At 60.7% G+C, this 21,661-nt stretch carries 21 protein-coding genes; 8 read left to right on the top strand and 13 right to left on the bottom strand.

Annotated elements, in window-relative coordinates; all coding sequences use genetic code 11:
- Positions 1-59: 59 nt before the first annotated feature.
- From BMZ63_RS08390 to BMZ63_RS08400, 3 genes are all read left to right on the top strand, one after another.
- On the top strand, positions 60-404 hold the full coding sequence (locus BMZ63_RS08390; protein WP_091704275.1) for a hypothetical protein: 345 nt from the start codon (positions 60-62) through the stop codon (positions 402-404).
- Positions 405-500: 96 nt separating this feature from the next.
- Positions 501-749 (top strand): hypothetical protein, encoded by a 249-nt coding sequence (locus BMZ63_RS08395; protein ID WP_091704278.1) that lies wholly within the window; start codon positions 501-503, stop codon positions 747-749.
- A gap of 140 nt (positions 750-889) precedes the next feature.
- On the top strand, positions 890-2,398 hold the full coding sequence (locus BMZ63_RS08400; RefSeq protein WP_091704281.1) for a DEAD/DEAH box helicase: 1,509 nt from the start codon (positions 890-892) through the stop codon (positions 2,396-2,398).
- A gap of 67 nt (positions 2,399-2,465) precedes the next feature.
- On the opposite strand, the gene BMZ63_RS08405 is transcribed toward BMZ63_RS08400, so the two are convergent.
- From BMZ63_RS08405 to BMZ63_RS08420, 4 genes are all read right to left on the bottom strand, one after another.
- Complete coding sequence (locus tag BMZ63_RS08405; protein WP_091704283.1) at positions 2,466-2,981, bottom strand: dihydrofolate reductase; 516 nt, start codon at positions 2,979-2,981, stop codon at positions 2,466-2,468.
- A gap of 398 nt (positions 2,982-3,379) precedes the next feature.
- Positions 3,380-4,219 (bottom strand): thymidylate synthase, encoded by an 840-nt coding sequence (locus BMZ63_RS08410; RefSeq protein WP_091704286.1) that lies wholly within the window; start codon positions 4,217-4,219, stop codon positions 3,380-3,382.
- Positions 4,219-5,007, bottom strand: coding sequence for a prolipoprotein diacylglyceryl transferase (lgt, locus tag BMZ63_RS08415; protein ID WP_091704288.1), 789 nt, complete (start codon positions 5,005-5,007; stop codon positions 4,219-4,221). The genes BMZ63_RS08410 and lgt overlap by 1 nt, the downstream gene beginning before the upstream one ends.
- Positions 5,008-5,017: 10 nt before the next feature.
- Positions 5,018-5,815: a sulfite exporter TauE/SafE family protein gene (locus BMZ63_RS08420; RefSeq protein WP_091704291.1), complete on the bottom strand. Its 798-nt coding sequence runs from the start codon at positions 5,813-5,815 to the stop codon at positions 5,018-5,020.
- A gap of 94 nt (positions 5,816-5,909) precedes the next feature.
- On the opposite strand from BMZ63_RS08420, the gene BMZ63_RS08425 reads away from it, so the two are divergent.
- From BMZ63_RS08425 to dxs, 4 genes are all read left to right on the top strand, one after another.
- Positions 5,910-6,701, top strand: a complete 792-nt coding sequence (locus BMZ63_RS08425) for an NRDE family protein (RefSeq protein ID WP_227663654.1) — start codon at positions 5,910-5,912, stop codon at positions 6,699-6,701.
- A 36-nt stretch (positions 6,702-6,737) separates the two neighbouring features.
- Positions 6,738-6,992 carry an exodeoxyribonuclease VII small subunit gene (locus BMZ63_RS08430; RefSeq protein WP_091704294.1) on the top strand — a complete coding sequence of 85 codons (255 nt, stop codon included), beginning with the start codon at positions 6,738-6,740 and terminating at the stop codon, positions 6,990-6,992.
- The gene (locus tag BMZ63_RS08435) at positions 6,992-7,888 is read left to right on the top strand and encodes a polyprenyl synthetase family protein (RefSeq protein ID WP_091704296.1); all 897 of its coding nucleotides are present in this window, start codon (positions 6,992-6,994) and stop codon (positions 7,886-7,888) included. The genes BMZ63_RS08430 and BMZ63_RS08435 overlap by 1 nt, the downstream gene beginning before the upstream one ends.
- A gap of 75 nt (positions 7,889-7,963) precedes the next feature.
- Entirely contained in the window at positions 7,964-9,868 is a 1,905-nt protein-coding gene (gene dxs / locus BMZ63_RS08440) for a 1-deoxy-D-xylulose-5-phosphate synthase (protein ID WP_091704299.1), read from the top strand.
- Positions 9,869-9,884: 16 nt separating this feature from the next.
- Here dxs and ribA read toward each other — a convergent pair whose 3' ends face one another.
- The 5 genes from ribA to BMZ63_RS08465 form a co-directional block, all read right to left on the bottom strand.
- On the bottom strand, positions 9,885-10,496 hold the full coding sequence (ribA, locus tag BMZ63_RS08445) for a GTP cyclohydrolase II (protein ID WP_091704301.1): 612 nt from the start codon (positions 10,494-10,496) through the stop codon (positions 9,885-9,887).
- Positions 10,497-10,564: 68 nt separating this feature from the next.
- Positions 10,565-11,551 (bottom strand): Nudix family hydrolase, encoded by a 987-nt coding sequence (locus BMZ63_RS08450; protein ID WP_091704304.1) that lies wholly within the window; start codon positions 11,549-11,551, stop codon positions 10,565-10,567.
- The gene (gene argJ / locus BMZ63_RS08455; RefSeq protein WP_091704306.1) at positions 11,532-12,749 is read right to left on the bottom strand and encodes a bifunctional glutamate N-acetyltransferase/amino-acid acetyltransferase ArgJ; all 1,218 of its coding nucleotides are present in this window, start codon (positions 12,747-12,749) and stop codon (positions 11,532-11,534) included. The genes BMZ63_RS08450 and argJ overlap by 20 nt, the downstream gene beginning before the upstream one ends.
- A gap of 102 nt (positions 12,750-12,851) precedes the next feature.
- A complete protein-coding gene (gene secA / locus BMZ63_RS08460) occupies positions 12,852-15,593 on the bottom strand; it encodes a preprotein translocase subunit SecA (RefSeq protein WP_091704309.1) in 2,742 nt (913 codons plus the stop codon).
- A gap of 88 nt (positions 15,594-15,681) precedes the next feature.
- Positions 15,682-16,578: a M23 family metallopeptidase gene (locus BMZ63_RS08465; protein ID WP_091704312.1), complete on the bottom strand. Its 897-nt coding sequence runs from the start codon at positions 16,576-16,578 to the stop codon at positions 15,682-15,684.
- A 159-nt stretch (positions 16,579-16,737) separates the two neighbouring features.
- Between BMZ63_RS08465 and BMZ63_RS08470 the strand changes: the two genes are divergently transcribed.
- Positions 16,738-17,187 carry a DUF721 domain-containing protein gene (locus BMZ63_RS08470; RefSeq protein ID WP_091704314.1) on the top strand — a complete coding sequence of 150 codons (450 nt, stop codon included), beginning with the start codon at positions 16,738-16,740 and terminating at the stop codon, positions 17,185-17,187.
- An 11-nt stretch (positions 17,188-17,198) separates the two neighbouring features.
- Here the strand turns inward: BMZ63_RS08470 and lpxC are convergent, their stop codons facing one another.
- From lpxC to BMZ63_RS08495, 4 genes are all read right to left on the bottom strand, one after another.
- Positions 17,199-18,116: a UDP-3-O-acyl-N-acetylglucosamine deacetylase gene (gene lpxC, locus BMZ63_RS08475; RefSeq protein WP_091704317.1), complete on the bottom strand. Its 918-nt coding sequence runs from the start codon at positions 18,114-18,116 to the stop codon at positions 17,199-17,201.
- Positions 18,117-18,286: 170 nt separating this feature from the next.
- The gene (gene ftsZ / locus BMZ63_RS08480) at positions 18,287-19,444 is read right to left on the bottom strand and encodes a cell division protein FtsZ (protein ID WP_091704319.1); all 1,158 of its coding nucleotides are present in this window, start codon (positions 19,442-19,444) and stop codon (positions 18,287-18,289) included.
- Positions 19,445-19,550: 106 nt separating this feature from the next.
- Positions 19,551-20,786, bottom strand: a complete 1,236-nt coding sequence (gene ftsA / locus BMZ63_RS08490; protein WP_091704421.1) for a cell division protein FtsA — start codon at positions 20,784-20,786, stop codon at positions 19,551-19,553.
- A gap of 35 nt (positions 20,787-20,821) precedes the next feature.
- Positions 20,822-21,661 (bottom strand): cell division protein FtsQ/DivIB, encoded by an 840-nt coding sequence (locus BMZ63_RS08495; protein ID WP_091704322.1) that lies wholly within the window; start codon positions 21,659-21,661, stop codon positions 20,822-20,824.

Here is a 21,661-nt window from a genome sequence, read left to right on the forward strand (position 1 = left end):
GCCAGTTTGGCCTACTTCAGGTTATAGTAAACGGATTATTTGCCGAAATCGGTCGGGTTATGACCTTGGAGAGTTTTACTGTCGAAACCGCCCTGCAGGCGGCCGTTGAACTGCAAAGGGTGCTGGCAGCGCGCACCCACCGCCGCAAGGTGATGGGTCAGGAGGTGCAGGTGCCCGGCCAACTGGGCGAGGCACTCAAGCTCCCGGGCATCATCCGGCGCCTGCAGAGCAAACAGCAACGCCAGCGGGACACAGGCCTGGACGCCTTCACCGAGCTGTGGCCGACGCTGTCGGCCACTACCCGGGAGCAGGTGCTGAATGGCATTGGCTGGTACGACCCGAAAGAACTGGACTGGGACGACAAACGCTCCAATCGCCGACCAGTGGTCGATTCCGGCAAATAAAGCGTAGTGTTCAATGGAAAACGCACGCATACGGGCTGATACTGACTTTGAAGTGTCACACGGCGCCCGTACTGTTACATGGACAGGAGGAACATTATGACAGATAACAACTACTACACGGCCTTGCTGGCAGAACGCAGCGCCGTACCGACTCTCAAGTGTGGCCATTGCCACTCCATCATTCCGCGCGCCCGTATTTTCCGCAATCAGGGTGAGAACAAGCAGGACTACAATTGCGGTGTGCTTGCCCTTTGTTCCGCTGACGACTGCGGCGCAGTGAACTGCTGTGACCAGGCCCTGAGCCAGATCGACAACCCCGAGCGCCTTTTCGACATTGCCTGCTGAGCCCAGCAGGCCCGCCTTCTTGGCAATTACCTACCCGCCCCTCGGCATTAGTCGTATTAAAGCTCGCCCAAAGCGACTATAATGACGCCAAATCATGCATTGTCCCGCAATGCCATTCCCTTCGAATACCGAGTACATTCATGTCAGAATTGTCTTTTGCCGAACTGGGGCTGGATCCAGCTGTACTGGAAGCCGTCTCCGCTGTTGGCTATGAAACACCCTCGCCCATCCAGGCACAATCCATCCCGGCCCTGCTGGCTGGCAACCATTTGCTGGGCGTCGCCCAGACCGGCACCGGTAAAACCGCCGCGTTCGCCCTGCCGCTGTTAAGCCGCATCGACGCCACGGTTGCCGAGCCGCAGATTCTGGTGCTGGCCCCAACCCGGGAACTGGCCATCCAGGTGGCCGAGGCATTTACCACCTACGCCAGCAAGTTCAGCAACTTTCACGTTCTGCCCATTTACGGCGGCCAGGATTTCTCGCCGCAGATTCGCGGCCTCAAGCGCGGCGCCCAGGTCATCGTGGGCACGCCCGGTCGCATGCTCGACCACCTGCGCAAGGGCACCCTCAAACTGGGCAGCCTGAAAGCCCTGGTGCTGGACGAAGCCGACGAAATGCTGCGCATGGGCTTCATTGACGACGTGGAAGCAATCCTGGCGAAAACCCCGGACAACTGTCAGCGTGCCCTGTTCTCCGCCACCATGCCGCCGCAGATCAAAAAGGTCGCCCAGACCTATCTGAAAGACGCGACGGAAGTGAAGATCGAAAGCGAAACCCGCACGGTCAAGCGCATCTCCCAGTTTGTGCTGCCGGTCTACGCCGAACGCAAGCTCGACGCCCTGACCCGGATTCTGGAAGTGGAGCCGTTTGACGCCTCCATCATCTTCGTGCGCACCAAGGCCGAAACCACACTGCTGGCGGAAAAGCTCTCGGCCCGTGGCCACGCGGTCGCACCGCTGAACGGTGACCTGAACCAGCGTCAGCGCGAAATGACGGTCGAAGACCTCAAGCGCGGCAAGAAAGACATCATCGTGGCCACCGACGTGGCCGCCCGTGGCCTGGACGTGCCCCGGATCACCCACGTGATCAACTACGACGTGCCTTACGACACCGAAGCCTACATCCACCGGGTGGGCCGTACCGGCCGTGCCGGCCGTGACGGCAAGGCCATTCTGCTGGTGACCCCGCGCGAACGCAGCTGGCTGCGCACCCTGGAGCGAGCCACCAACTCGCCGATGGAACCGTATCAGTTGCCATCGCCGGATGCTCTGCAGAAAATGCGTGTGGAGCAGTTCGAATCCCAGTTGCTGGGCTTCACGGACGACCCTCGCGCCGCCAAGGCCATCGCCCTGCTGGATGAGATTGCCGAACGCAATGACATGGATATGGCCGCCGTGGCCGGCGCCCTGGCATGCTGGATGGAAGCCTCACAGCCGGACTCACTGCCGCTGAAGCAGCCCGAAGCCCTGCCGGAAATTTCCGCCGCCCCGCGCCGTGATCGCAACGGCCCGCCACGGGGCAAGAAAAACTTCCGCAAGGGCCCGCCGGGCAAGAACTTCCGCAAGGGCGGCAAGCCCGGTGGTTTCTCCAAAGGCGGCAAGGGCAAACCGAACGGCAAGCCATCCGGCAAAGGCCCCAAGCGCGGTTAAGACCGCGCCTACCTGATGTCCCGCCGGGTTAGTTTCTTAACCTGCGGGACACCAATAGCGCCGCCAGTCAGGCTGACTGGCGGCGTTGATAGACCACAAAGCTGTAATCATAGGGGTTGTTGTCAGACGCCTCAAAATCTTCCCGCCCGATTTCTTCCCACTCGCTCCAGTTAACCTCCGGAAAGAAGGCATCCCCCTCGACATCCGCGTGCACCAGCGTCACGTACATCCGGTCCACCATGGGCAATGCCTCGGTGTAGATCTGCCCGCCACCAATGATCATGACCTCTTCACTGCCATCCAGCGTCGCCTGGGCTTCGGCTTTGACCAACGCAGCGTCCAGTGAGTCCGCCGGCGTTGTACCGGCGGGTGCCTGCCATTCAGGATTCCGGGAGATCACCACGTTCATCCGTCCCGGCAGTGGCCGGCCAATGGAGTCCCAGGTTTTCCGGCCCATGATGATGGGCTTGCCCATGGTGGCCTGTTTGAAATATTTCAGGTCGCCCGGCAGGTACCAGGGTAGCTTGTTGTTCCGGCCAATGACCCGGTTCTGGGCCATGGCTACTATGAGTGCCTTTCTCATTTGGTGTTCCCTATTTAGAAGTCCGCGTATTTGGGAGTCTGCCCTTAAATACGTTACTGCTGACTTGGGTGTGGCGGGGAATTGGGGAAGGCTTTCCAAAAAGCGCTCCTGGCGGCCCATCCTTGGGTCGCTTATGCTCCGCCATCCATGGCTCCGCAAATTTTTGGAAAGCCTTCCCCAATCCCCCGCGATCATTTAGCAGAGTATGCTGTCTGCACACAATCGCCCACGCTTAACGCAGAACGATGGAGCACAGCACGGTGTTGATAAGCAGGTAGGTGGGAGGGGGTTCCGAAAATGTGCGTAGCCATGGATGGCGAGCCAAGCTTACATGGACGTATCCACAGCGTTTTTCGGAACCCCCTCCCACCTACCTGCGACTCCATTAAGCTCGAAGGCTAAATAGCAATCGGAGCCTTAATAACCGGGTAAGGCTCATACCCCTCGAACTCGAAGTCTTCCAGTTCGTAGTCAAAAATCGACGCCGGCTTGCGCTTAATCACCAGCTTCGGCAACGCCCGGGGCTTGCGCTTCAACTGCTCGAAGACGATGTCATCGGTCAGGTGATTCTGGTACAGGTGACAGTCACCGAAGGTGTGTACGAACTCACCCACCTCCAGGTCGCACTGCTGGGCAATCATGTGGGTCAACAAGGCGTAACTGGCAATATTGAACGGCACACCCAGGAACAGGTCCGCGCTGCGCTGGTACAGCTGGCATGACAGCCTGCCGTCGGCCACGTAGAACTGGAACAGGCAGTGGCACGGCGCCAGGGCCATACGGCCTTCGCGCACGTTATCCTGGGGCCCGATGGTTTCATCCGGGAGTTCCGCCGGGTTCCAGGCGGAGACAATCAAGCGACGGGAATTGGGCTTGGTTCGGATCTGCTCGATCACCTCGCTTATCTGGTCCACCGTACTGCCGTCCGGGCACTGCCAGCTGCGCCATTGCTTGCCGTAAATCGGCCCGAGGTCGCCATTCTCCAGGGCCCATTCGTTCCAGATGGAGACTTTGCGCTCTTTCAGCCAGTTGTTATCCGTGGAGCCTCGCAGGAACCACAACAACTCATAGATGATGCTGCGCAGGTGCACTTTCTTGGTGGTCACCAGCGGAAATCCCTGCTGCAGATCAAAACGCAGCTGACGCCCGAACACCGAGCGGGTACCCACGCCAGTGCGGTCCCCCTTATCGGTTCCGTTGATGACAACGTCTTGCATCAGATCAAGGTAGGCTTTCATCAGGCATTTCTCCGATAGGCAATAAACATGAGTACGGCACCGGCGAATATCATCGGCAGGGAAAGCACCTGCCCCATGGTCAACCAGTCAAAGGCCAGGTAACCCAGTTGCGGGTCTGGCTGACGGACAAATTCCACCAGGAAGCGGAACAGGCCGTAACAAACCAGGAACAGACCCGAAACGGCCATGGCCGGGCGAGGCCTGGACGAGAACCACCAGAGAATGGCAAACAGCGCCACCCCCTCCAGAGCAAACTGGTAGAGCTGGGAAGGGTGCCGCGCCAGACTGTCGGGCGCCTGGGGGAATACCATGGCCCAGGGTACATCGGTGGGCTTGCCCCAGAGCTCACCGTTAATAAAGTTGCCAATGCGCCCGGCACCCAGCCCCACGGGCACCAGCGGGGCCACGAAGTCGGCAATGGCCCAGAAGCCTGTGCCGGCTTTGCGCCCGAACCACCACATGGCCAGGATCACCCCCAGCAGGCCACCGTGGAAGGACATGCCGCCTTCCCATACCCGCAACAACCAGAGCGGATCGGCCAGGAAACTGTCGAAATTGTAGAACACCACGTAACCAAAACGGCCACCGAGAATCACACCCAGCGCCATATAGAACAGCAGATCACCCACCTGCTCCTCTTTTTTCAGGGGGGACCAGGGCTGGTGGCTGCGCACCTTGCCGAGCCACCAGCCGGCCAGAAAACCCACCAGGTAGGTCAGGCCATACCAGTGAATCTGCAACGGCCCGAATGCAATGGCGACCGGATCAAATTGCGGATGCTGAAGCATCAGAAACCTCTCAACTGAGAATAAAACGAACGCCGACAATCAGAAGCACAACGGCAAAGATGCGCTTGAGCAATTTGGCGTCCAGGCGGTGAGCCAGGTTGGCACCAAAACGGGCGAAAAAGACGCTGGTCAGGATCACGCCGAACAACGCAGGCAGATAGACGTACCCCAGGCTGTAATCGGGCAGTTGCGGATGGCCCCAGCCGGTCCACATATTGCCGAAAGCACCGGCCAGGGCAATGGGCAGGCCGCAGGCGGCAGAGGTGCCGACCGCCTGCTGCATGGGCACATTGCACCAGCTGAAATAGGGAACCGTGAGGGTGCCGCCGCCAATGCCGAAAATGGCCGAAGCCCACCCCACACCGCCACCGGCAACACCGAGCCCAACCGGTCCGGGCACATCGCGCCCAGGCTTCGGGTTCACCATCAGCAACATCTTGATGCCCACGGCGATGGCGAACACACCGATGATCATCTGCAGCAAATCGCCACTCATGAACGACACCGTCCAGGCACCCAGCACGGCGCCCCCCACAATGCCGACAGTCATGGGACGGAACAGATCCCAGCGAACGGAAAGATGCTTGTTGTGGGACCGAATGGAGGAGATGGACGTGAACACAATCGTCGCCAGCGAGGTACCCACCGCGAGATGGGCACTGATGTCGGTGCTGATGCCCTGCAGCTCAAAACTGAAAATCAGCGCCGGCACAATCACCAGACCGCCGCCGATGCCAAACAGCCCGGCCATGACGCCGGCCAGCGCACCCAGCCCGAGATAGCCCAGCAATACCGTTAACAAATCCATAAGTGTCCAAGCCCGACAAAACCAAGGCTGGTATGATACACATCGCCAGCGGCGAGTTCACCGTCCCGTTACCCCAACCAACAGCCAAACGCCTATGTGCCTGATTGCTTTTACACTTGGCCAGAACCGTCATTTTCCACTGGTCCTTGCCGCCAACCGCGACGAGTTCTTTGACCGCCCGACCCGGGCCATGGACTGGTGGCAAACCGGCGCCGGTACGCCGGTGCTGGCCGGCCAGGATCTTAAATCCGGAGGTACCTGGCTCGCGATCAGCGCCGATGGCCGTATCAGCGCGGTCACCAATGTCCGTGAAGGCGCGGGGGTAACCGGCCACCGCAGTCGCGGCGAGCTGCCTTTGCTGGCCCTGGAGGAATCCCGGCAAGATCTTTTCCGGACCCTCGCGGGCACTGCCGGTGACTACGCCGGGTTCAACCTGCTCTGTCTGGATTCAGGCTCGGGCTGGTATTACAGCAACCGCGACGCCCATCCGGGCAGGAACATTTTTCGCGGCAGCTTTGGCCTGAGCAATCATCTGTTGCAAACGCCCTGGCCCAAACTGCTGCGCCTGCGCCAGTCAGTGACCGATGTGGTGGGCACCGCCAATGCGGACGCCCCGGCACTGCACGAGCGGCTGGTCAGCCTGCTGCAGGATCCGACTCCGGCGCCGGACCACCTGTTACCGGACACCGGCGTGGGGCGGGATACCGAACGCTTTCTCTCTTCCCCATTCATCACCGGCACCGACTACGGCACCCGGGCAACCACCGTTATCACGGTGGATGCGACCGGGTACATACGGGTATCGGAACAGAGCTGGGGCCCATGGCAGAAAAAGGTGAATGTCGACAATTTGGCTGGCAGCGACAGGGCGCACGCTCTGGTATAATTGCCGAAAAATTTTGCCACCCGACCGGAGGGCCCGATGGCCGGTGACAACAACACAACATCCATTGCCGACTTCGAGAAATCCCTGGACGAACTGGAGCAACTGGTTCGCAATCTGGAACAGGGAGAACTGTCGCTTGAGCAGTCGCTCAGTGCCTTCGAACGAGGCGTCAAGCTGACCCGGGAATGCCAGCAGGCCCTGAAAAGTGCCGAACAGCGGGTTGAGCAGCTGGTCCAGGCACCCGATGGGAGCCTGGAAACCCGCCCCTTCTCAGCGGACGACAGCGACTGATGAGCCACAACCAATCCGCAACCCGGGAATTTCTGGATCGCTGTCGGGCGCTGGTGAATGCCGAGCTGGACCGCAGTATCGAGCAGGCCTCCGCTTCCGAGCGCCTTCAGGAAGCCATGCGTTACAGTGTGCTGGGTGGCGGCAAACGCATTCGCCCGGCCCTGTGCATGGCGGCGGCCCGGGCAATGGGCGATGACATGGAAAAAGCCCTGGTGCCGGCCTGTGCCGTGGAGCTGGTACACGCCTATTCCCTGATTCACGATGACCTGCCAGCCATGGACGATGACAATCTGCGCCGGGGCCGGCCCACCACCCATATTGCCTTTGACGAAGCCACCGCAATCCTGGCCGGCGATGCCCTGCAGGCACTGGCCTTCGACTGGCTGGCCAACAATCCGGCCGTGCCTGCTGATGCCCGCCTGGCCATGGTGCAGGAACTGGCTCGCGCGGCCGGTCACCGGGGCATGGTGGGCGGCCAGGCCATTGACCTGGAATCCGTGGGCAAGGCCATCACGCTGGCGGAACTGGAAACCATGCACCGCCACAAGACCGGCGCACTGATCGAAGCCAGCGTGCGCATGGGCGCCCTGTGCGCCACGGATCGGGATCCCGACCGCCTGGATGCCCTGACAACCTGCGCGCGGGCACTGGGCCTGGCATTTCAGGTGCAGGACGACCTGCTGGACATTGAAGGTGACACCGAGGTAATCGGCAAGCCCCAGGGCTCGGACCTGGCGCGGGAAAAGCCAACCTATCCGTCGCTGCTGGGCCTGGACGGTGCCCGGGAGCATTTGCAGGCATTGCTGACCCAGGCCCAGAACAGCCTGTCCGACTTTGGCTCCGAAGCCGATCCACTGCGAGCCATGGCAGATTACGTGGTCGCGCGCAGCCATTGAACCGGCCTGCGCCAAAAGCGCACACTGGTCGTAACGGACTTAACAATCACCGGAATTCCCATAAGACCCGAACCGATGCAGGATATTTATACGTTCAAAGAAATCCCGTCACAGCGGCCCAACACCCCGTTGCTGGACCGGATTGACCTGCCGTCCCAGCTCCGCGAGCTGCCGGCTGAAGACTTGCCCCGCCTGGCCCGGGAACTGCGGGCGTATCTGCTATGGTCGGTTGGCCAGACCGGCGGGCACTTTGGCGCCGGCCTCGGGGTGCTTGAACTCACCGTGGCGCTGCACTACGTCTTTAACACACCGTTCGACCGCCTGCTGTGGGATGTGGGCCACCAGGCCTATCCCCACAAGATTCTGACCGGGCGTAAGGAACGCATGGGCAGCATTCGCCGAAAAGGCGGCCTGGCCGGCTTCCCGAAGCGATCAGAGAGCGAATACGACACCTTTGGCGTCGGCCATTCCAGCACCTCCATCAGCGCCGCGCTGGGCATGTCGATTGCCGCCCGCCTGCAGAAATCCGGTCGCAAGAGCATTGCGGTCATCGGCGACGGTGCCATGACCGCCGGCATGGCGTTCGAGGCACTGAACCATGCCGGCCACCTGCACGCCGACATGCTGGTGATCCTGAACGACAACGACATGTCGATTTCCCACAACGTGGGTGGGCTGTCGAACTATTTTGCCAAGCTGCTGGCCAGCCGCACCTACAACCACATGCGCAACAGCAGCAAGAAAGTGCTTAAAGCCGCACCGCCGTTGATGCAACTGGCCAAGAAAACCGAAGAACACTTCAAGGGCATGATTGCCCCGGGTACCCTGTTCGAGGAGCTGGGCTTCAACTACATCGGCCCCATCGACGGCCACGATCTGCCATTGCTGGTGGAAACCCTGGAAAACCTGCGTGAACTCGAAGGCCCCCAGTTCCTGCACGTGGTCACCACCAAGGGCAAGGGCTTTGCCCCCGCCGAGGCCGACCCGGTGGGTTATCACGCCATCAACAAGATCGAGCCGGTGCCCGCGGATAAACCCGAGCCACCCCGGCCCTCAGCACCGCGCCCGAAATACGCCAATATCTTTGGCCAGTGGTTGTGCGACGCCGCCGAGCAGGACGCCCGGGTAGTGGGCATCACGCCCGCCATGTGCGAAGGCTCGGACCTGGTCGCCTTCGCCAAACGGTTTCCGGAGCGCTATTTTGACGTCGCCATTGCCGAGCAGCACGCGGTGACCCTGGCCGCCGGCCTGGCCTGCGACGGTGCCAAGCCGGTGGTGGCCATCTACTCCACTTTCTTGCAACGGGCCTACGACCAGCTGATTCACGATGTGGCCATCCAGGACCTGGACGTGCTGTTTGCCATTGACCGCGCCGGACTGGTGGGCGAAGACGGCCCCACCCACGCCGGCGCCTTCGACATCAGCTATCTGCGCTGCATTCCCGGCATGGTGGTGATGACCCCATCCGATGAAAACGAAACCCGTCAGCTTCTGCATACCGGGCTTCAGCACGAAGGCCCGGCCGCCGTGCGCTATCCCCGTGGCACCGGCCCGGGTGCCGCCATCGAGCAGAAACTGGCTGCCCTGCCCCTGGGCAAAGGCCGGCGGGTTCGGGAAGGCAGGCAGGTGGCCATCCTGAATTTCGGAACCTTGTTGCACTCGGCACTGGAGGCGGCAGATGGCCTGAACGCGACGGTCGCGGACATGCGGTTTGTGAAACCGCTGGATGAAGCACTGGTGCGTGAACTGGCCGAGCAGCACGAACTGCTGGTCACACTGGAAGAAAACGCCATTGCCGGCGGCGCTGGCAGTGCCGTGTGCGAGTACCTGAACGCCAACCAGATCAGCTGCCAGGTATTACAACTCGGATTGCCGGACCGGTTCGTTGATCATGGCAAGCACGGTGAGCTGTTAAGTGAATGTGGGCTGGATGCCGAGGGGATAGGCCAAGCCATTGTGGATCGGCTGGCCAGCCTTTAAGCAGCGGAGGCAAGGTTTAAACTGGATCATCATCCTGGTGGGTTTCCAGCCAGTGCCCCAGCTTGCTCTGCTTGGTGTTCAGATAGTGTTCGTTGTGGGGGTTGCGCCCCACATGCAGCGCCACTCGTTCGGCAATGCGGATGCCGTGGCTTTCCAGGGCTTTCACCTTGCGGGGGTTGTTGGTCATCAGCCGCAGTGCTGACACTCCCAGATGGTCCAGCATGTCCTTGCACATGCTGTAGTCCCGCAAATCCGCCGCGAAGCCCAAGCGTTCGTTGGCTTCCACCGTGTCCGCGCCCTGGTCCTGCAGGTGATAGGCCCGGATCTTGTTCAGCAGGCCAATGCCCCGCCCTTCCTGGCGCAGATACATCAGAATACCCCGGCCTTCCCGGGCGATACTGCGCAGGGCTTCTTCGAGCTGGTAACCGCAATCGCAGCGCATGCTGTACAGGGCATCGCCGGTCAGGCATTCGGAATGGGTGCGGGCCAGCACCGGCTCGCCACTGGCGATCTCACCCAATGTCAGCGCTACATGCTCCTTACCGGTGTCCGGCTCTTCAAAGCCGTGCATATCAAACACACCGAAAGGGGTGGGTAAACGGCAGGTTTCTATGTAACGAACAGCCACTGTGCTTCCTCGTGGTTCTGACAATTGGGGCGGGCATTCTATCACGGCGAGGGCTCGAATGGCTGGGATTACCCCCACCAGTAGCGGATACCCGCTATACCCTGACCTCCCAGGGTACGGGCCTGGAGCTCGTCGGCCGGTTCCAGTCCGCCCAGTGCGAATACCGGCACGGTGGCGCCGCCAACCAGCTCGGCAAACGCGGACCACCCGATCGCGGGGCGGCCGGGATGGCTGGCCGTCGCTTTCACCGCACCCAGCAAAGCGTAATCGGCTCCCAGGCGTTCGGCATGGCGCAGTTGCTCAGCGTCGTGGCACGAGACGCCCAACCAGGCACCGGCCGGAACAGGCCGCTCTGACAGCCTCTGAGCCTCACGCCAGGGCAAATGCAGGCCGGCGATGCCGGGCACCGCCTGCCAGTGTTCCGGCGCACCATGAACCAGCAGACCGGTCCCCGCCTTGCGGCACAGCTCCGCCGCCCGTTGCGCAAACACCCGGTAGCCCTCTTCATTCAGTTCCGGCGCACGCAAAATCATGAGTGGCGGAGAGGTACGTGCCAGAGCCGTTTTCAGTTTGCCCAGCCCCGTTTCCGGATCACTGATCCGGCCGCTGATCGCCAGCCGGTGAGGCAGCCGAAGCGCCCGAATGATGGGGCGGTTGGCCTCGGGAAAGTCGTCATCGCGGAGCTGGTCTGGCCTGAGCCACTCGATGGGCTGGCCCTCGCGGCCTTCCGGTTCGCCCCTGGCCATGTCCGTTTGCCAGACATCCAGAAACACCCGCTTGTCGCCGTAATCATGGCGAATGCCGATCACCGGCTGCAGTCCGTTTGTCGGCACGGCCAGGCCGGTTTCCTCGGCAATTTCACGAACCAGCGCCTGTTGCACCGTTTCGCCAGACTCAACCTTGCCGCCGGGAAACTCCAGCAGGCCGCCCTGATGGACATGATCAGGACGACGGGCAATCAACACCCTGCCGTCGCGGACAATTACCGCCACGGCCACGTGAATGTCTTTCACCGCCGGTGTCTGACCGGCCATCTCAGGTTCGGTATTCGGCATTGATGGTGACGTACTCGTGGGAAAAATCACAGGTCCACACTGTTTCGCGCACGGCGCCCCGGTTCAGGTTGATGGCGATGGTGATCTCTTCCCGGTCCATCACCGCCTGGCCACGCTGCTCGGAATAGTCCTCGGCACGGCCGCCGTTACGCACCAGGCAGACATCGCCCAGATAAATTTCCACGGCGTCCAGGTCCAGTTCCGGTACCCCGGCCCGGCCGACCGCCGCCAGGATACGGCCCCAGTTCGGGTCAGAGGCGAACAGCGCCGTTTTCACCAGGGGGGAGTGGGCCACGGTATAGGCGACATCCAGGGCCTCGCCCTGATTACCGGCGCCGGTCACGTCGATGGTAACGAACTTGGTGGCGCCCTCACCGTCACGGACGATGGCATGGGCCAGGTCCAGATACACCTGGCGCAGGGCATCTTTCAGCCTGGATAACTGGGGGCTTTCGGCGGTAATTTCCGGACCGCTGTACTGGCCGGTGGCCATCAGCATGCAGGCATCATTGGTGGAGGTGTCGCTGTCGATGGTTATCCGGTTGAAGGATTTTTCCCCCAGCTCGGACGCAAGCGCCTGCAACAGCCCTGGCTCTATACGAGCGTCGGTGGCAATAAACCCGAGCATGGTCGCCATGTTCGGGCGGATCATGCCCGCCCCCTTGCTGATGCCGGAAATGGTGACGGTGTGGCCGTCTACCTCCAGTTGCACCGAAGCCCCTTTCGGGCGGGTATCGGTGGTCATGATACCACTGGCGGCTTCCGCCCATCGATCTTCCCGGGTATCGGCCAGCAGATCGCCCATGGCATTGACAATTTTATCCACCGGCAACGGTTCACCGATAACCCCGGTAGAAAACGGCAGCACTTCACTGGCGCTGGCCCCGGCTTTCCCGGCCAGGGCCTGGCAGCAGCGCTCGGCGTCGGCCATGCCCTGCTTGCCGGTACCCGCGTTGGCATTACCGGTGTTGATCAAGAGGTATCGGGGCGCTGTCTCAGCCAGATGACGGCGGCTGAGCACCACCGGCGCGGCGCAGAACTGGTTCTGGGTAAAAATACCCGCCACGCGGGTCTCGGGGGCCAGTTCGAAGACCACCAGGTCCTTACGGCCTGGCTTCTTGATGCCGGCACTGGCAATACCGATTTTTATACCGGGCACCGGGAAAAATTCGGGCAAGGTTCCGGGACCTACCGCCATGTCAGTCTCCTTGAATGAATGCATCTGAAAACGACAAAACCCGCAAGCGCCAGGGCTCTGGCGGTTTGCGGGTTCCGGTCGGGCTGCGCGGGGTGGCCGGGGTCAGGCCACCTTGCCGCAGCATTGTTTGTATTTCTTGCCGGACCCGCAGGGACAGGGCTCGTTTCGACCCACCTTGCGTTCCTGGCGCACGAAGGTTTCCGGCGTGGCCGACTGGCCCTGCCGGTCCTCATCGCTGCCGCCATCGGCCTGGTCGGTGGCGCTGGCCTGGTCATGACGCAGCTTGGCCCGGGCCATTTCCCGTTCCAGCTCCTCCTTGCGACGACGCTCGATTTCCTCCATCTCTTCCTGGCTCTGCACACGCACGTGGCACAGTACCCGGGTGATGTCGCGCTTCATGGTATCCAGCATGGTCTGGAACAGGTTGAAGGCTTCGCGCTTGTATTCCTGCTTCGGATTCTTCTGGGCATAACCGCGCAGGTGAATGCCACGACGCAGATGGTCCATGTTGGAAAGGTGTTCTTTCCACAGTGTGTCGAGCACCTGCAGGAACACCTGTTTCTCGAACTTGCGCATGGCCTCGGCACCGGCAATCTCTTCTTTTGCCTTGTACTCGGCCACGATAGCCTCGAGGATTTTCGCCCGCAGACTTTCTTCGTACAGCTTGTTGTCTTCTTCCAGCCACTGACTGATCGGCAGCTCGATGGCCATTTCCGACTGCAGGTGGGATTCAAGCCCCTGCACATCCCACTGCTCGGGCATGCTCTGCGGCGGAATAAACTCGCTGACCACCGATTCCACCACGTCAGCCCGGATGGTATCGATCATCTCGGAAATGTCTTCCGAGGCCATCACTTCGTTACGCTGCTCGTAGATCACCGTGCGCTGGTCGTTGGCCACGTCGTCGTACTCGAGCAAGGTCTTGCGCATGTCGAAGTTGCGGCCCTCCACCTTGCGCTGGGATTTCTCGATGGCATTGGTGACCATGCGGTGCTCGATGGCCTCGCCCTTCTTCATGCCCATGGCCTGCATGAGGTTCTTCACCCGCTCCGGGGCGAAGATGCGCATGAGGTTGTCTTCCAGCGACAGGAAGAAGCGGGACGACCCCGGGTCGCCCTGACGACCGGCGCGGCCACGCAGCTGGTTGTCGATCCGGCGGGACTCGTGGCGTTCGGTGCCGATAATGTGCAGGCCACCGGCCTCCAGCACCTGCTGATGACGCTGCTCCCATTCCGCCTTGAGCTTGTTGATCTGCTCTTCGGTGGGCTCATCCATGGTGGCCGCTTCGTGCTCCCAGTTACCACCAAGCACGATATCGGTACCACGGCCGGCCATGTTGGTGGCGATCGTGACCGCACCCGGACGACCGGCCTGGGCAATAATGTGGGCCTCGGACTCGTGCTGCTTGGCGTTCAGGATCTTGTGTTCAATGCGCGCCTTTTTCAGCAGCGCCGACAGTACCTCGGAGGCATCCACCGAGGCGGTGCCCACCAGCACCGGGCGGCCCTCGCCGGTCACGTACTTGATTTCATCGATGATGGCATGGAATTTCTCTTCCTGGGTCATGTACACCAGGTCGTTGTAGTCCACCCGCTGAATCGGCTTGTTGGGCGGGATAACCACGACATCCAGGCCGTAGATCTGGCGAAATTCAAAGGCTTCGGTATCGGCGGTACCGGTCATGCCGGCCAGTTTGTTGTACAGGCGGAAATAGTTCTGGAACGTGGTGGAGGCCAGGGTCTGGCTTTCCGCCTGAATCTTCAGGCCTTCTTTCGCCTCGATCGCCTGGTGCAGCCCCTCGCTCCAGCGACGGCCCTGCATGGTACGACCGGTGTGTTCGTCAACAATAACCACCTGACCACCCTGGACGATGTAATCCACGTCTTTGTGGAATAGGTGGTGGGCACGCAGACCGGAGTGCACATGATGAAGCAGGCTGAGATTGGCGGCGGAATACAGACTCTCACCTTCCTGCAGCAAGCCCTCACTGAGCAGCAGCTCTTCGACTTTTTCGTGGCCGGCCTCGGTCAACTCCACCTGTCGGGACTTTTCATCGATGGTGAAATCGCCCGAGGCCTCACCCTCTTCACTGACCTCGCCTTTCTCCAGCGAGGGAATCAGCTGGTTAATGGCCTGGTAGAGTTTGGAGGAGTCTTCTGCGGCGCCGGAGATGACCAGCGGGGTCCGGGCTTCGTCGATCAGGATGGAATCCACCTCATCGACAATGGCGAAATTCAGGCCGCGCTGGACCTTGTCCTGCATGCTGAACGCCATGTTGTCGCGCAGGTAGTCAAAGCCGAACTCGTTGTTGGTGCCATAGGTGATGTCCGCCTGATAGGCGGCGCGCTTTTCTTCCTGCGGCTGACCGGCGGCAACCACGCCCACCTGCATGCCCAGGAAGCGGTAGAGTTTGCCCATCCACTCGGCATCCCGGCGGGCCAGGTAATCGTTCACGGTGACCACGTGTACGCCCTTGCCCGGCAGGGCATTCAGGTAAACGGCGGCGGTCGCCACCAGGGTTTTACCCTCACCGGTTTTCATCTCGGCGATGCGACCTTCGTGCAGCGTCATGCCCCCGACCAGCTGAACGTCGTAGTGGCGCATGCCCATGACCCGACGGCTGGCCTCGCGCACGGTGGCAAAAGCCTCGGCCAGCAGTGACTCGAGCGGTTCACCCTTGTCGATTCGCTGCCTGAATTCGTCGGTCTTGCCCTGCAACTCGCTGTCCGACAACGCGCCAAAGGTTTCTTCAAGGTCGTTGATGCGCGAGACAACCTTCCGCATCCGCTTGATTTCGCGTGCGTTTTTACTGCCGAACATCTTGGTTGCGAGTTTTGAGAACATAGACCACTGCTTCTTCAGTTAAACGGAGGAAGCAGGCATTCTAACCTTATTTAGCGACAGGACAAAAGGTAGGGCAGAGAGAGCGGAATCAGCGCCTTGCACGCCGCATGTATTTCTCGGGGTCTTCGGTGCGGCCGTTGCGAATCACCTCGAAATGCACGTGAGGGCCGGTGGAGCGGCCCGTGCTGCCCATACGGGCAATCAGTTGGCCTTTTTCCACCACCTCGCCGGTTTTCACTTCCAGCGACCTGGCGTGGGCATAGCGGGTGACCAGGCCCTCACCGTGATTGATTTCCACCAGCTTGCCGTAGCCGTAGCGGTCACCTGCGAAACTGACCACGCCGCCAGCCACGGAAATGATATCGCCGCCATCACGGCCAGCCAGGTCAATACCTGCATGCCAGGCACGCTTGCCGGTGAAGGGGTCAGAGCGATAGCCGTAGGGGGACGACACCCACCCCCAGGTGACCGGGCGACCCTCCACGTAGCGCTCATCATCCAGGTTCTGCCAGGAAGCCAGCTTGTCCAGCAGACGCAACTGCTTTTCCCGGTCTTCCAACTGCCTTTCCAGGCGGCTGATCATGTCACCCAGTTCCGGCTCACTGTAGGATTCACCCAGCGGGAGGGGGTCCTCCGGGCCACCAACAGCCGCCGGCTCGTCGAAATTGAATTCTTCGCCACTGACCAGGCCCGATTCAATGAAGCGCTGACCCAAGGCATCCAGGCGCAACATGCGCCCCTGCATCTGCCCCACCCGCAGGGTCAGTGTGTCGATTCGCTGTTGCACCGTCTCTCGCAGGTGTGCGACTTCTTCCTGCTGACGCGACAACTTGCGCTGCCAGCTTTCCAACTGCCGGGCTTTTTCCGCCTCTACCTGCTGTACGTCGCTTTCGGCGGCGCGATATCCCGCCCAGGCGGATACCAGCGCCACTGTTATAAGCAGCGCGAGACCACCGGCAATGAATCGGGTGTTCATAGATGTCATAAAGCGACCACAACCTTGCCCTTTCGGGCGTTTGCCCCCGTTTATCCAACAGGCAGGTCTGCTATCCTTGGCAGCATGTGCATTCCGGATTTGCACACCGATTGAAAATAACGCGCAATTTTAACCAAATTGTCATCAAACCGTCGAGAAACATCGGCCATGCACGAGAAAAACCGCCAACAACCGGTGTTCAGTGACCAAGGCACCACCGTCTCGAAGCTTAACGAGCTGATTGCCCGGGCCCGGGTTCACCAGAGCGCGGAACAAACCGTGATGGCTGCCCTGCCCGAGGATCTGGCTCCCGGCACCCGGTTTGTCAGTTGCCAGGAAGGAGAACTGGTGCTGTCTACCGACACCGCCAGCAAAGCAACGCGGCTGCGCTTCCGGCAACACGAAATCATGGAGCAGCTGAGAGAGCACGAGCTGTTTCGCTTTGTCTGGAAACTGCGGGTAAAAGTCAGCCCACCCCGTTTCCGAGCCCGCACCAAAGCTGTCAAGGCGCCCCTCACCAAAGAAAATGCCCGGCTCCTCAAAGAGGAGGCCGGGCACACGAAGGATAAAGCACTACGCGAGGTTCTCGAAAAACTCGCAAGCCACGTCCGGGAGTAAGGTTTCCCGCCTTACGCCGGGGCAGCCAGGACAGGCTTCATGTAGGAGATGGGGGCGGTGGCTTCGTCGTCAAACGTGACCACTTCCCAGGCATCTTCCTCAGCCCGCAGCTTCCGCAGAAGCTTGTTGTTCAGGTCATGACCGGACTTGATACCACGGAACTCACCAATCAGGCTGTTGCCCAACAGGTAGAGATCACCGATGGCGTCCAGCACCTTGTGCTTGACGAACTCGTCGTCATAGCGCAGACCGTCCTCGTTCAGAATCTTGTAGTCATCGACCACAATCGCATTGTCCACACTGCCGCCAAGCGCCAGGTTCATGGAGCGCAGCTTTTCGATATCGCGCATGAAGCCGAATGTCCGGGCCCGGGACACTTCCTTGACGAAGGAGGTGCTGGAGAAATCAACCGTGGCACTCTGGGCGCGGCCCTTGAATACCGGATGGTCGAAATCAATCCCGAAACTGACCTTGAAACCTTCAAACGGCAGAAAAGTGGCTTTCTTGCCGTCTTCTTCAATGGTCACTTCCCGCTTGATGCGGATAAAGCGCTTGGCCGCTTCCTGCTCGGCGATGCCGGCGGACTGCAGCAGGAATACAAACGGTCCTGCGGAGCCGTCCATAATCGGCACTTCCGGCGCGCTCAGTTCGACAATGCAGTTGTCAATGCCGAGACCAGCCATGGCCGAGAGCAGGTGCTCCACGGTCCCCACACGGACACCGTCTTTTACCAGTGTCGTGGACATCATGGTCTCACCCACACTTTCCGCACAGGCCTTGATCTCGACCACCGGGTCCAGATCAGTGCGGCGGAAAACGATCCCCGCGTCAACCGGCGCGGGTTTCAGGGTCAGGTAGACCTTTTCCCCTGAATGCAGGCCCACACCGGTGGCACGGATGGTGTTTTTGAGTGTCCGTTGTCTGATCATCGGTTCATCATTCCGTCACAAATAAGCGATATTCTTGGCGCAAAAACTTGTGCGCGAGAATAGCAGAGTTTGAGACTGAGTACCATTTGACCGACATGACTTTCACTTAATTGTGAAATAGGTATCGGTTATGGTTTGCCCGCCCCTTCAAAGTAAGAAGACGCAGCCTATCAGTCTGCCTGACGGCGCAGGAATGCGGGAATATCGAGATAGTCCACGCCCTGCTCTTCTTTTTCCTTGCTCTGATCCAGCGCCACATTACCCTGGGTGGAGGCACGGCGACGCAACACCGCCGGTCGATCCAGCTGGTTGTAGTCAGTGGTGCCATCCAGCGTGCGGGTGTTGTCCACCACCTTGGTGGGCTTGTCGCGCTCGCCGCCCAGGCCGGTGGCTACCACGGTCACTTTCAGGTCGTCGGTCATTTCCGGATCGATCACGGTACCCACAACCACGGTTGCGGAGTCGGAGGCAAATTCGCGCACAATGTCGCCCACCTCGGAGAATTCGCCCAGGTTCAGGTCCATACCCGCGGTGATGTTGACCAGAATACCTTTCGCGCCCTGCAGGTTGATATCTTCCAGCAGCGGGCTGCGAACGGCGGCTTCGGCGGCTTCGCGAGCACGGTTTTCGCCGGTGGCGTGGCCGGTACCCATCATCGCCATGCCCATTTCGGACATCACAGTTTTCACGTCGGCAAAGTCGACGTTGATCATGCCGTTGCGGGTGATCAGGTCGGCAATACCCTGCACCGCGCCCAGCAGCACGTCATTGGCGGAGGCGAAGGCATCCAGCAGGCTGGTTTTCTTGCCCATCACCGCCAGCAGTTTTTCGTTGGGAATGGTGATCAGTGAATCCACATTCTCTTCCAGCTCTTTCAGCCCGGACTCGGCCACGGTCATGCGCTTGCCACCCTCGAACTGGAACGGCTTGGTGACGACGGCCACGGTCAGAATGCCCAGCTCGCGGGCAACTTCGGCAACAATCGGCGCTGCTCCGGTGCCAGTACCGCCACCCATACCGGCGGTAATGAAAACCATGTCCGAGCCGCTCAGTGCTTCGGCAATTCGGTCACGGTCTTCCAGCGCCGACTGACGACCGATTTCCGGGTTGGCACCCGCACCCAGGCCTTTGGTGATGTTGCCACCAAGCTGGATAATCTGGCGGGCGTCCAGGTCTTTCAGGGCCTGGGCATCCGTATTAGCGCAGATGAATTCCACGCCTTCCACGTCGCTGTTGAGCATGTGGCGCACGGCATTACCGCCACCACCGCCAACACCGACAACCTTGATGACTGCGTTTTGTTGGGCATTATCAACGAGTTCAAACATTTCCCCTACTCCTTCGTGCTGTTGCCAACCTTTGTTCAGGCTGGTTCTGCAATCGTTATGTCGTTTTCGAGATACCTTCGTGTACTACTCGTGTCGTGGCCAGCGGTCAGAAATGACCGGTAAACCACGCTTTCATCCGCTCAACCAGCGAGGGAGCATCCTCGCCCTTCAGCGGTGGCTCCTGGCCCAGATCCATCTGCCGGAAGCCATGAATCAACAGGCCCACGCCGGTGGCGTAAATCGGGTTGTTGACAACTTCGGTCATGCCGGAGACCGCCTGCGGACAGGCCAGCCGGACCGGCATATGAAAGATTTCCTCCGCCAGTTCCACCACGCCTTCCATGGTGGAGGAACCGCCGGTAATCACGATGCCTGCCGGCACCAGATCCTCAAACCCCGAGCGACGCAGCTCCGACTGCACCAGGGTGAACAATTCCTCGTAACGAGGCTCGACCACCTCGGCGAGCGCCTGGCGGGACAAGTCCCGGGGTGCCCGGTCGCCGACGCTGGGCACTTTGATGGTCTCGTCGGCGCCGGCCAGTTGGGTCAGCGCACAGGCATACTTGATCTTGATTTCCTCGGCATTCTGCGTGGGCGTGCGCAGGGCCATGGCGATATCGTTGGTCACCTGGTCACCGGCAATCGGAATCACCGAGGTGTGGCGGATGGCACCGCCAGTAAACACGGCGATGTCAGTGGTACCCCCGCCGATGTCCACGACACAGACACCCAGCTCTTTTTCGTCCTCGGTAAGAACGGCGTGACTGGAAGCCAGCTGCTCGAGGATGATGTCGTCCACTTCCAGGCCGCAGCGCTTGACGCATTTTTCGATGTTCTGGGCGGCGTTCACAGCGCAGGTGACCAGGTGTACCTTGGCCTCCAGACGCACCCCGGACATGCCCATGGGCTCCTTGATGCCTTCCTGGTTATCGATGACAAATTCCTGCGGCAGGATATGCAGAATCTTCTGGTCGGCCGGAATGGCCACCGCCTGGGCGGCGTCAATCACCCGGTCCACGTCCGCCTGCGTCACTTCCCGGTCCCGAATGGCGACAATGCCGTGGGAATTCAGGCTCTTGACATGGCTGCCGGCGATGCCGGCATAGACCGAATGGATGCGGCAACCAGCCATCAGTTCGGCTTCTTCCACCGCCCTCTGAATGGCCTGCACCGTGGTTTCAATATTGACCACCACACCCCGCTTGAGGCCTCGGGACGGATGTGAGCCGATGCCGACCACCTCAATGGTGCCATCCAATTTGCGCTTGCCGACGATGGCCACCACCTTGGATGTACCGATATCCAGGCCGACAATCATGTTTTCCGTTTCAACCGATGACATGTTTTCACCAAACCCCAGGTTCGTAATATTCGTTATCAGGATTTCGGCGCGGCACTGGCCACGTCCGTTTTCCACTGCACCGCCACCCCATTGGAGTAGCGGGCATCCACCCGGCTGACTTCATCAAGCCTTGAGGCCAGCCGGTTTTCATACACGGTGATAAAACGCTGGAACCGGGTGTCCACCTGATCCCGCCCCAGCACCACCTCGATGCCGTTATTCAGTTTGAGCGTCCAGGCGCCCCGATCTTCAAGGGTCAGCCCCTGAAACCCCAGGCCGTACCCAACCAGTTGCTCACTCATCGTTCTGGCCATGGCAATCACTTCCCGCACCCGTTCATCGGGCCCGGCCAGATGCGGCAGCCGCCCCGCGGCCTCCGGGTTGCGGGGCGCAAAGACTTCCCCGGAACGGCTGACCAGCCGACCATTCGTCCAGTAGGCCAGCGGCTTTTTCTCGCGGATGTCGATTTCCAGTCGTCCGGGCCAGACCCGGCGGACCGCTGCCGAAGCCACCCACGGCCGTTGTTCCAGCTCCGCCTTGATCTCTTCCAGGTCCGTGGCGAAATAACTCTCGCCAACCCAGGCGCCGGCCGCACGTTCCAGAGCCACGCGGCTCTCGCCGACAAACTCGCCGCGGACATCGACGGCCATAATCTGCTGGTCCATGGCCGTCAGCACACGGTCCACCGCCCAGGGCATCATCGCTGCCAGCAACACCACGGTGACACCAATGCCCACCTGCAGCCAGGGCACCGCCGCCAGCACCGCCTTCAGCAGCCCAAAGCGGTCCGGCTCCGGGCCCAGCGACGTGGCTCCCCGGCGCTTGGGCGGATCAGGTGGTACTGACCGGGTTCTCACCAGCAGCGTTGTCAGCAT

The sequence above is a fragment of the Marinobacter persicus genome (assembly GCF_900114155.1).
GTDB lineage: Bacteria > Pseudomonadota > Gammaproteobacteria > Pseudomonadales > Oleiphilaceae > Marinobacter > Marinobacter persicus.

What these genes read in the sequence shown, in the direction of transcription:
- BMZ63_RS08390 (WP_091704275.1), top strand. Translation starts at nt 60, where the DNA reads ATGACCTTGGAGAGTTTTACTGTCGAAACCGCCCTGCAGGCGGCCGTT.
- BMZ63_RS08395 (WP_091704278.1), top strand. Translation starts at nt 501, where the DNA reads ATGACAGATAACAACTACTACACGGCCTTGCTGGCAGAACGCAGCGCC.
- BMZ63_RS08400 (WP_091704281.1), top strand. Translation starts at nt 890, where the DNA reads ATGTCAGAATTGTCTTTTGCCGAACTGGGGCTGGATCCAGCTGTACTG.
- BMZ63_RS08405 (WP_091704283.1), bottom strand. Translation starts at nt 2,981, where the DNA reads ATGAGAAAGGCACTCATAGTAGCCATGGCCCAGAACCGGGTCATTGGC.
- BMZ63_RS08410 (WP_091704286.1), bottom strand. Translation starts at nt 4,219, where the DNA reads ATGAAAGCCTACCTTGATCTGATGCAAGACGTTGTCATCAACGGAACC.
- lgt (WP_091704288.1), bottom strand. Translation starts at nt 5,007, where the DNA reads ATGCTTCAGCATCCGCAATTTGATCCGGTCGCCATTGCATTCGGGCCG.
- BMZ63_RS08420 (WP_091704291.1), bottom strand. Translation starts at nt 5,815, where the DNA reads ATGGATTTGTTAACGGTATTGCTGGGCTATCTCGGGCTGGGTGCGCTG.
- BMZ63_RS08425 (WP_227663654.1), top strand. Translation starts at nt 5,910, where the DNA reads ATGTGCCTGATTGCTTTTACACTTGGCCAGAACCGTCATTTTCCACTG.
- BMZ63_RS08430 (WP_091704294.1), top strand. Translation starts at nt 6,738, where the DNA reads ATGGCCGGTGACAACAACACAACATCCATTGCCGACTTCGAGAAATCC.
- BMZ63_RS08435 (WP_091704296.1), top strand. Translation starts at nt 6,992, where the DNA reads ATGAGCCACAACCAATCCGCAACCCGGGAATTTCTGGATCGCTGTCGG.
- dxs (WP_091704299.1), top strand. Translation starts at nt 7,964, where the DNA reads ATGCAGGATATTTATACGTTCAAAGAAATCCCGTCACAGCGGCCCAAC.
- BMZ63_RS08450 (WP_091704304.1), bottom strand. Translation starts at nt 11,551, where the DNA reads ATGCCGAATACCGAACCTGAGATGGCCGGTCAGACACCGGCGGTGAAA.
- argJ (WP_091704306.1), bottom strand. Translation starts at nt 12,749, where the DNA reads ATGGCGGTAGGTCCCGGAACCTTGCCCGAATTTTTCCCGGTGCCCGGT.
- secA (WP_091704309.1), bottom strand. Translation starts at nt 15,593, where the DNA reads ATGTTCTCAAAACTCGCAACCAAGATGTTCGGCAGTAAAAACGCACGC.
- BMZ63_RS08465 (WP_091704312.1), bottom strand. Translation starts at nt 16,578, where the DNA reads ATGACATCTATGAACACCCGATTCATTGCCGGTGGTCTCGCGCTGCTT.
- BMZ63_RS08470 (WP_091704314.1), top strand. Translation starts at nt 16,738, where the DNA reads ATGCACGAGAAAAACCGCCAACAACCGGTGTTCAGTGACCAAGGCACC.
- lpxC (WP_091704317.1), bottom strand. Translation starts at nt 18,116, where the DNA reads ATGATCAGACAACGGACACTCAAAAACACCATCCGTGCCACCGGTGTG.
- ftsZ (WP_091704319.1), bottom strand. Translation starts at nt 19,444, where the DNA reads ATGTTTGAACTCGTTGATAATGCCCAACAAAACGCAGTCATCAAGGTT.
- ftsA (WP_091704421.1), bottom strand. Translation starts at nt 20,786, where the DNA reads ATGTCATCGGTTGAAACGGAAAACATGATTGTCGGCCTGGATATCGGT.
- BMZ63_RS08495 (WP_091704322.1), bottom strand. Translation starts at nt 21,661, where the DNA reads ATGCTGACAACGCTGCTGGTGAGAACCCGGTCAGTACCACCTGATCCG.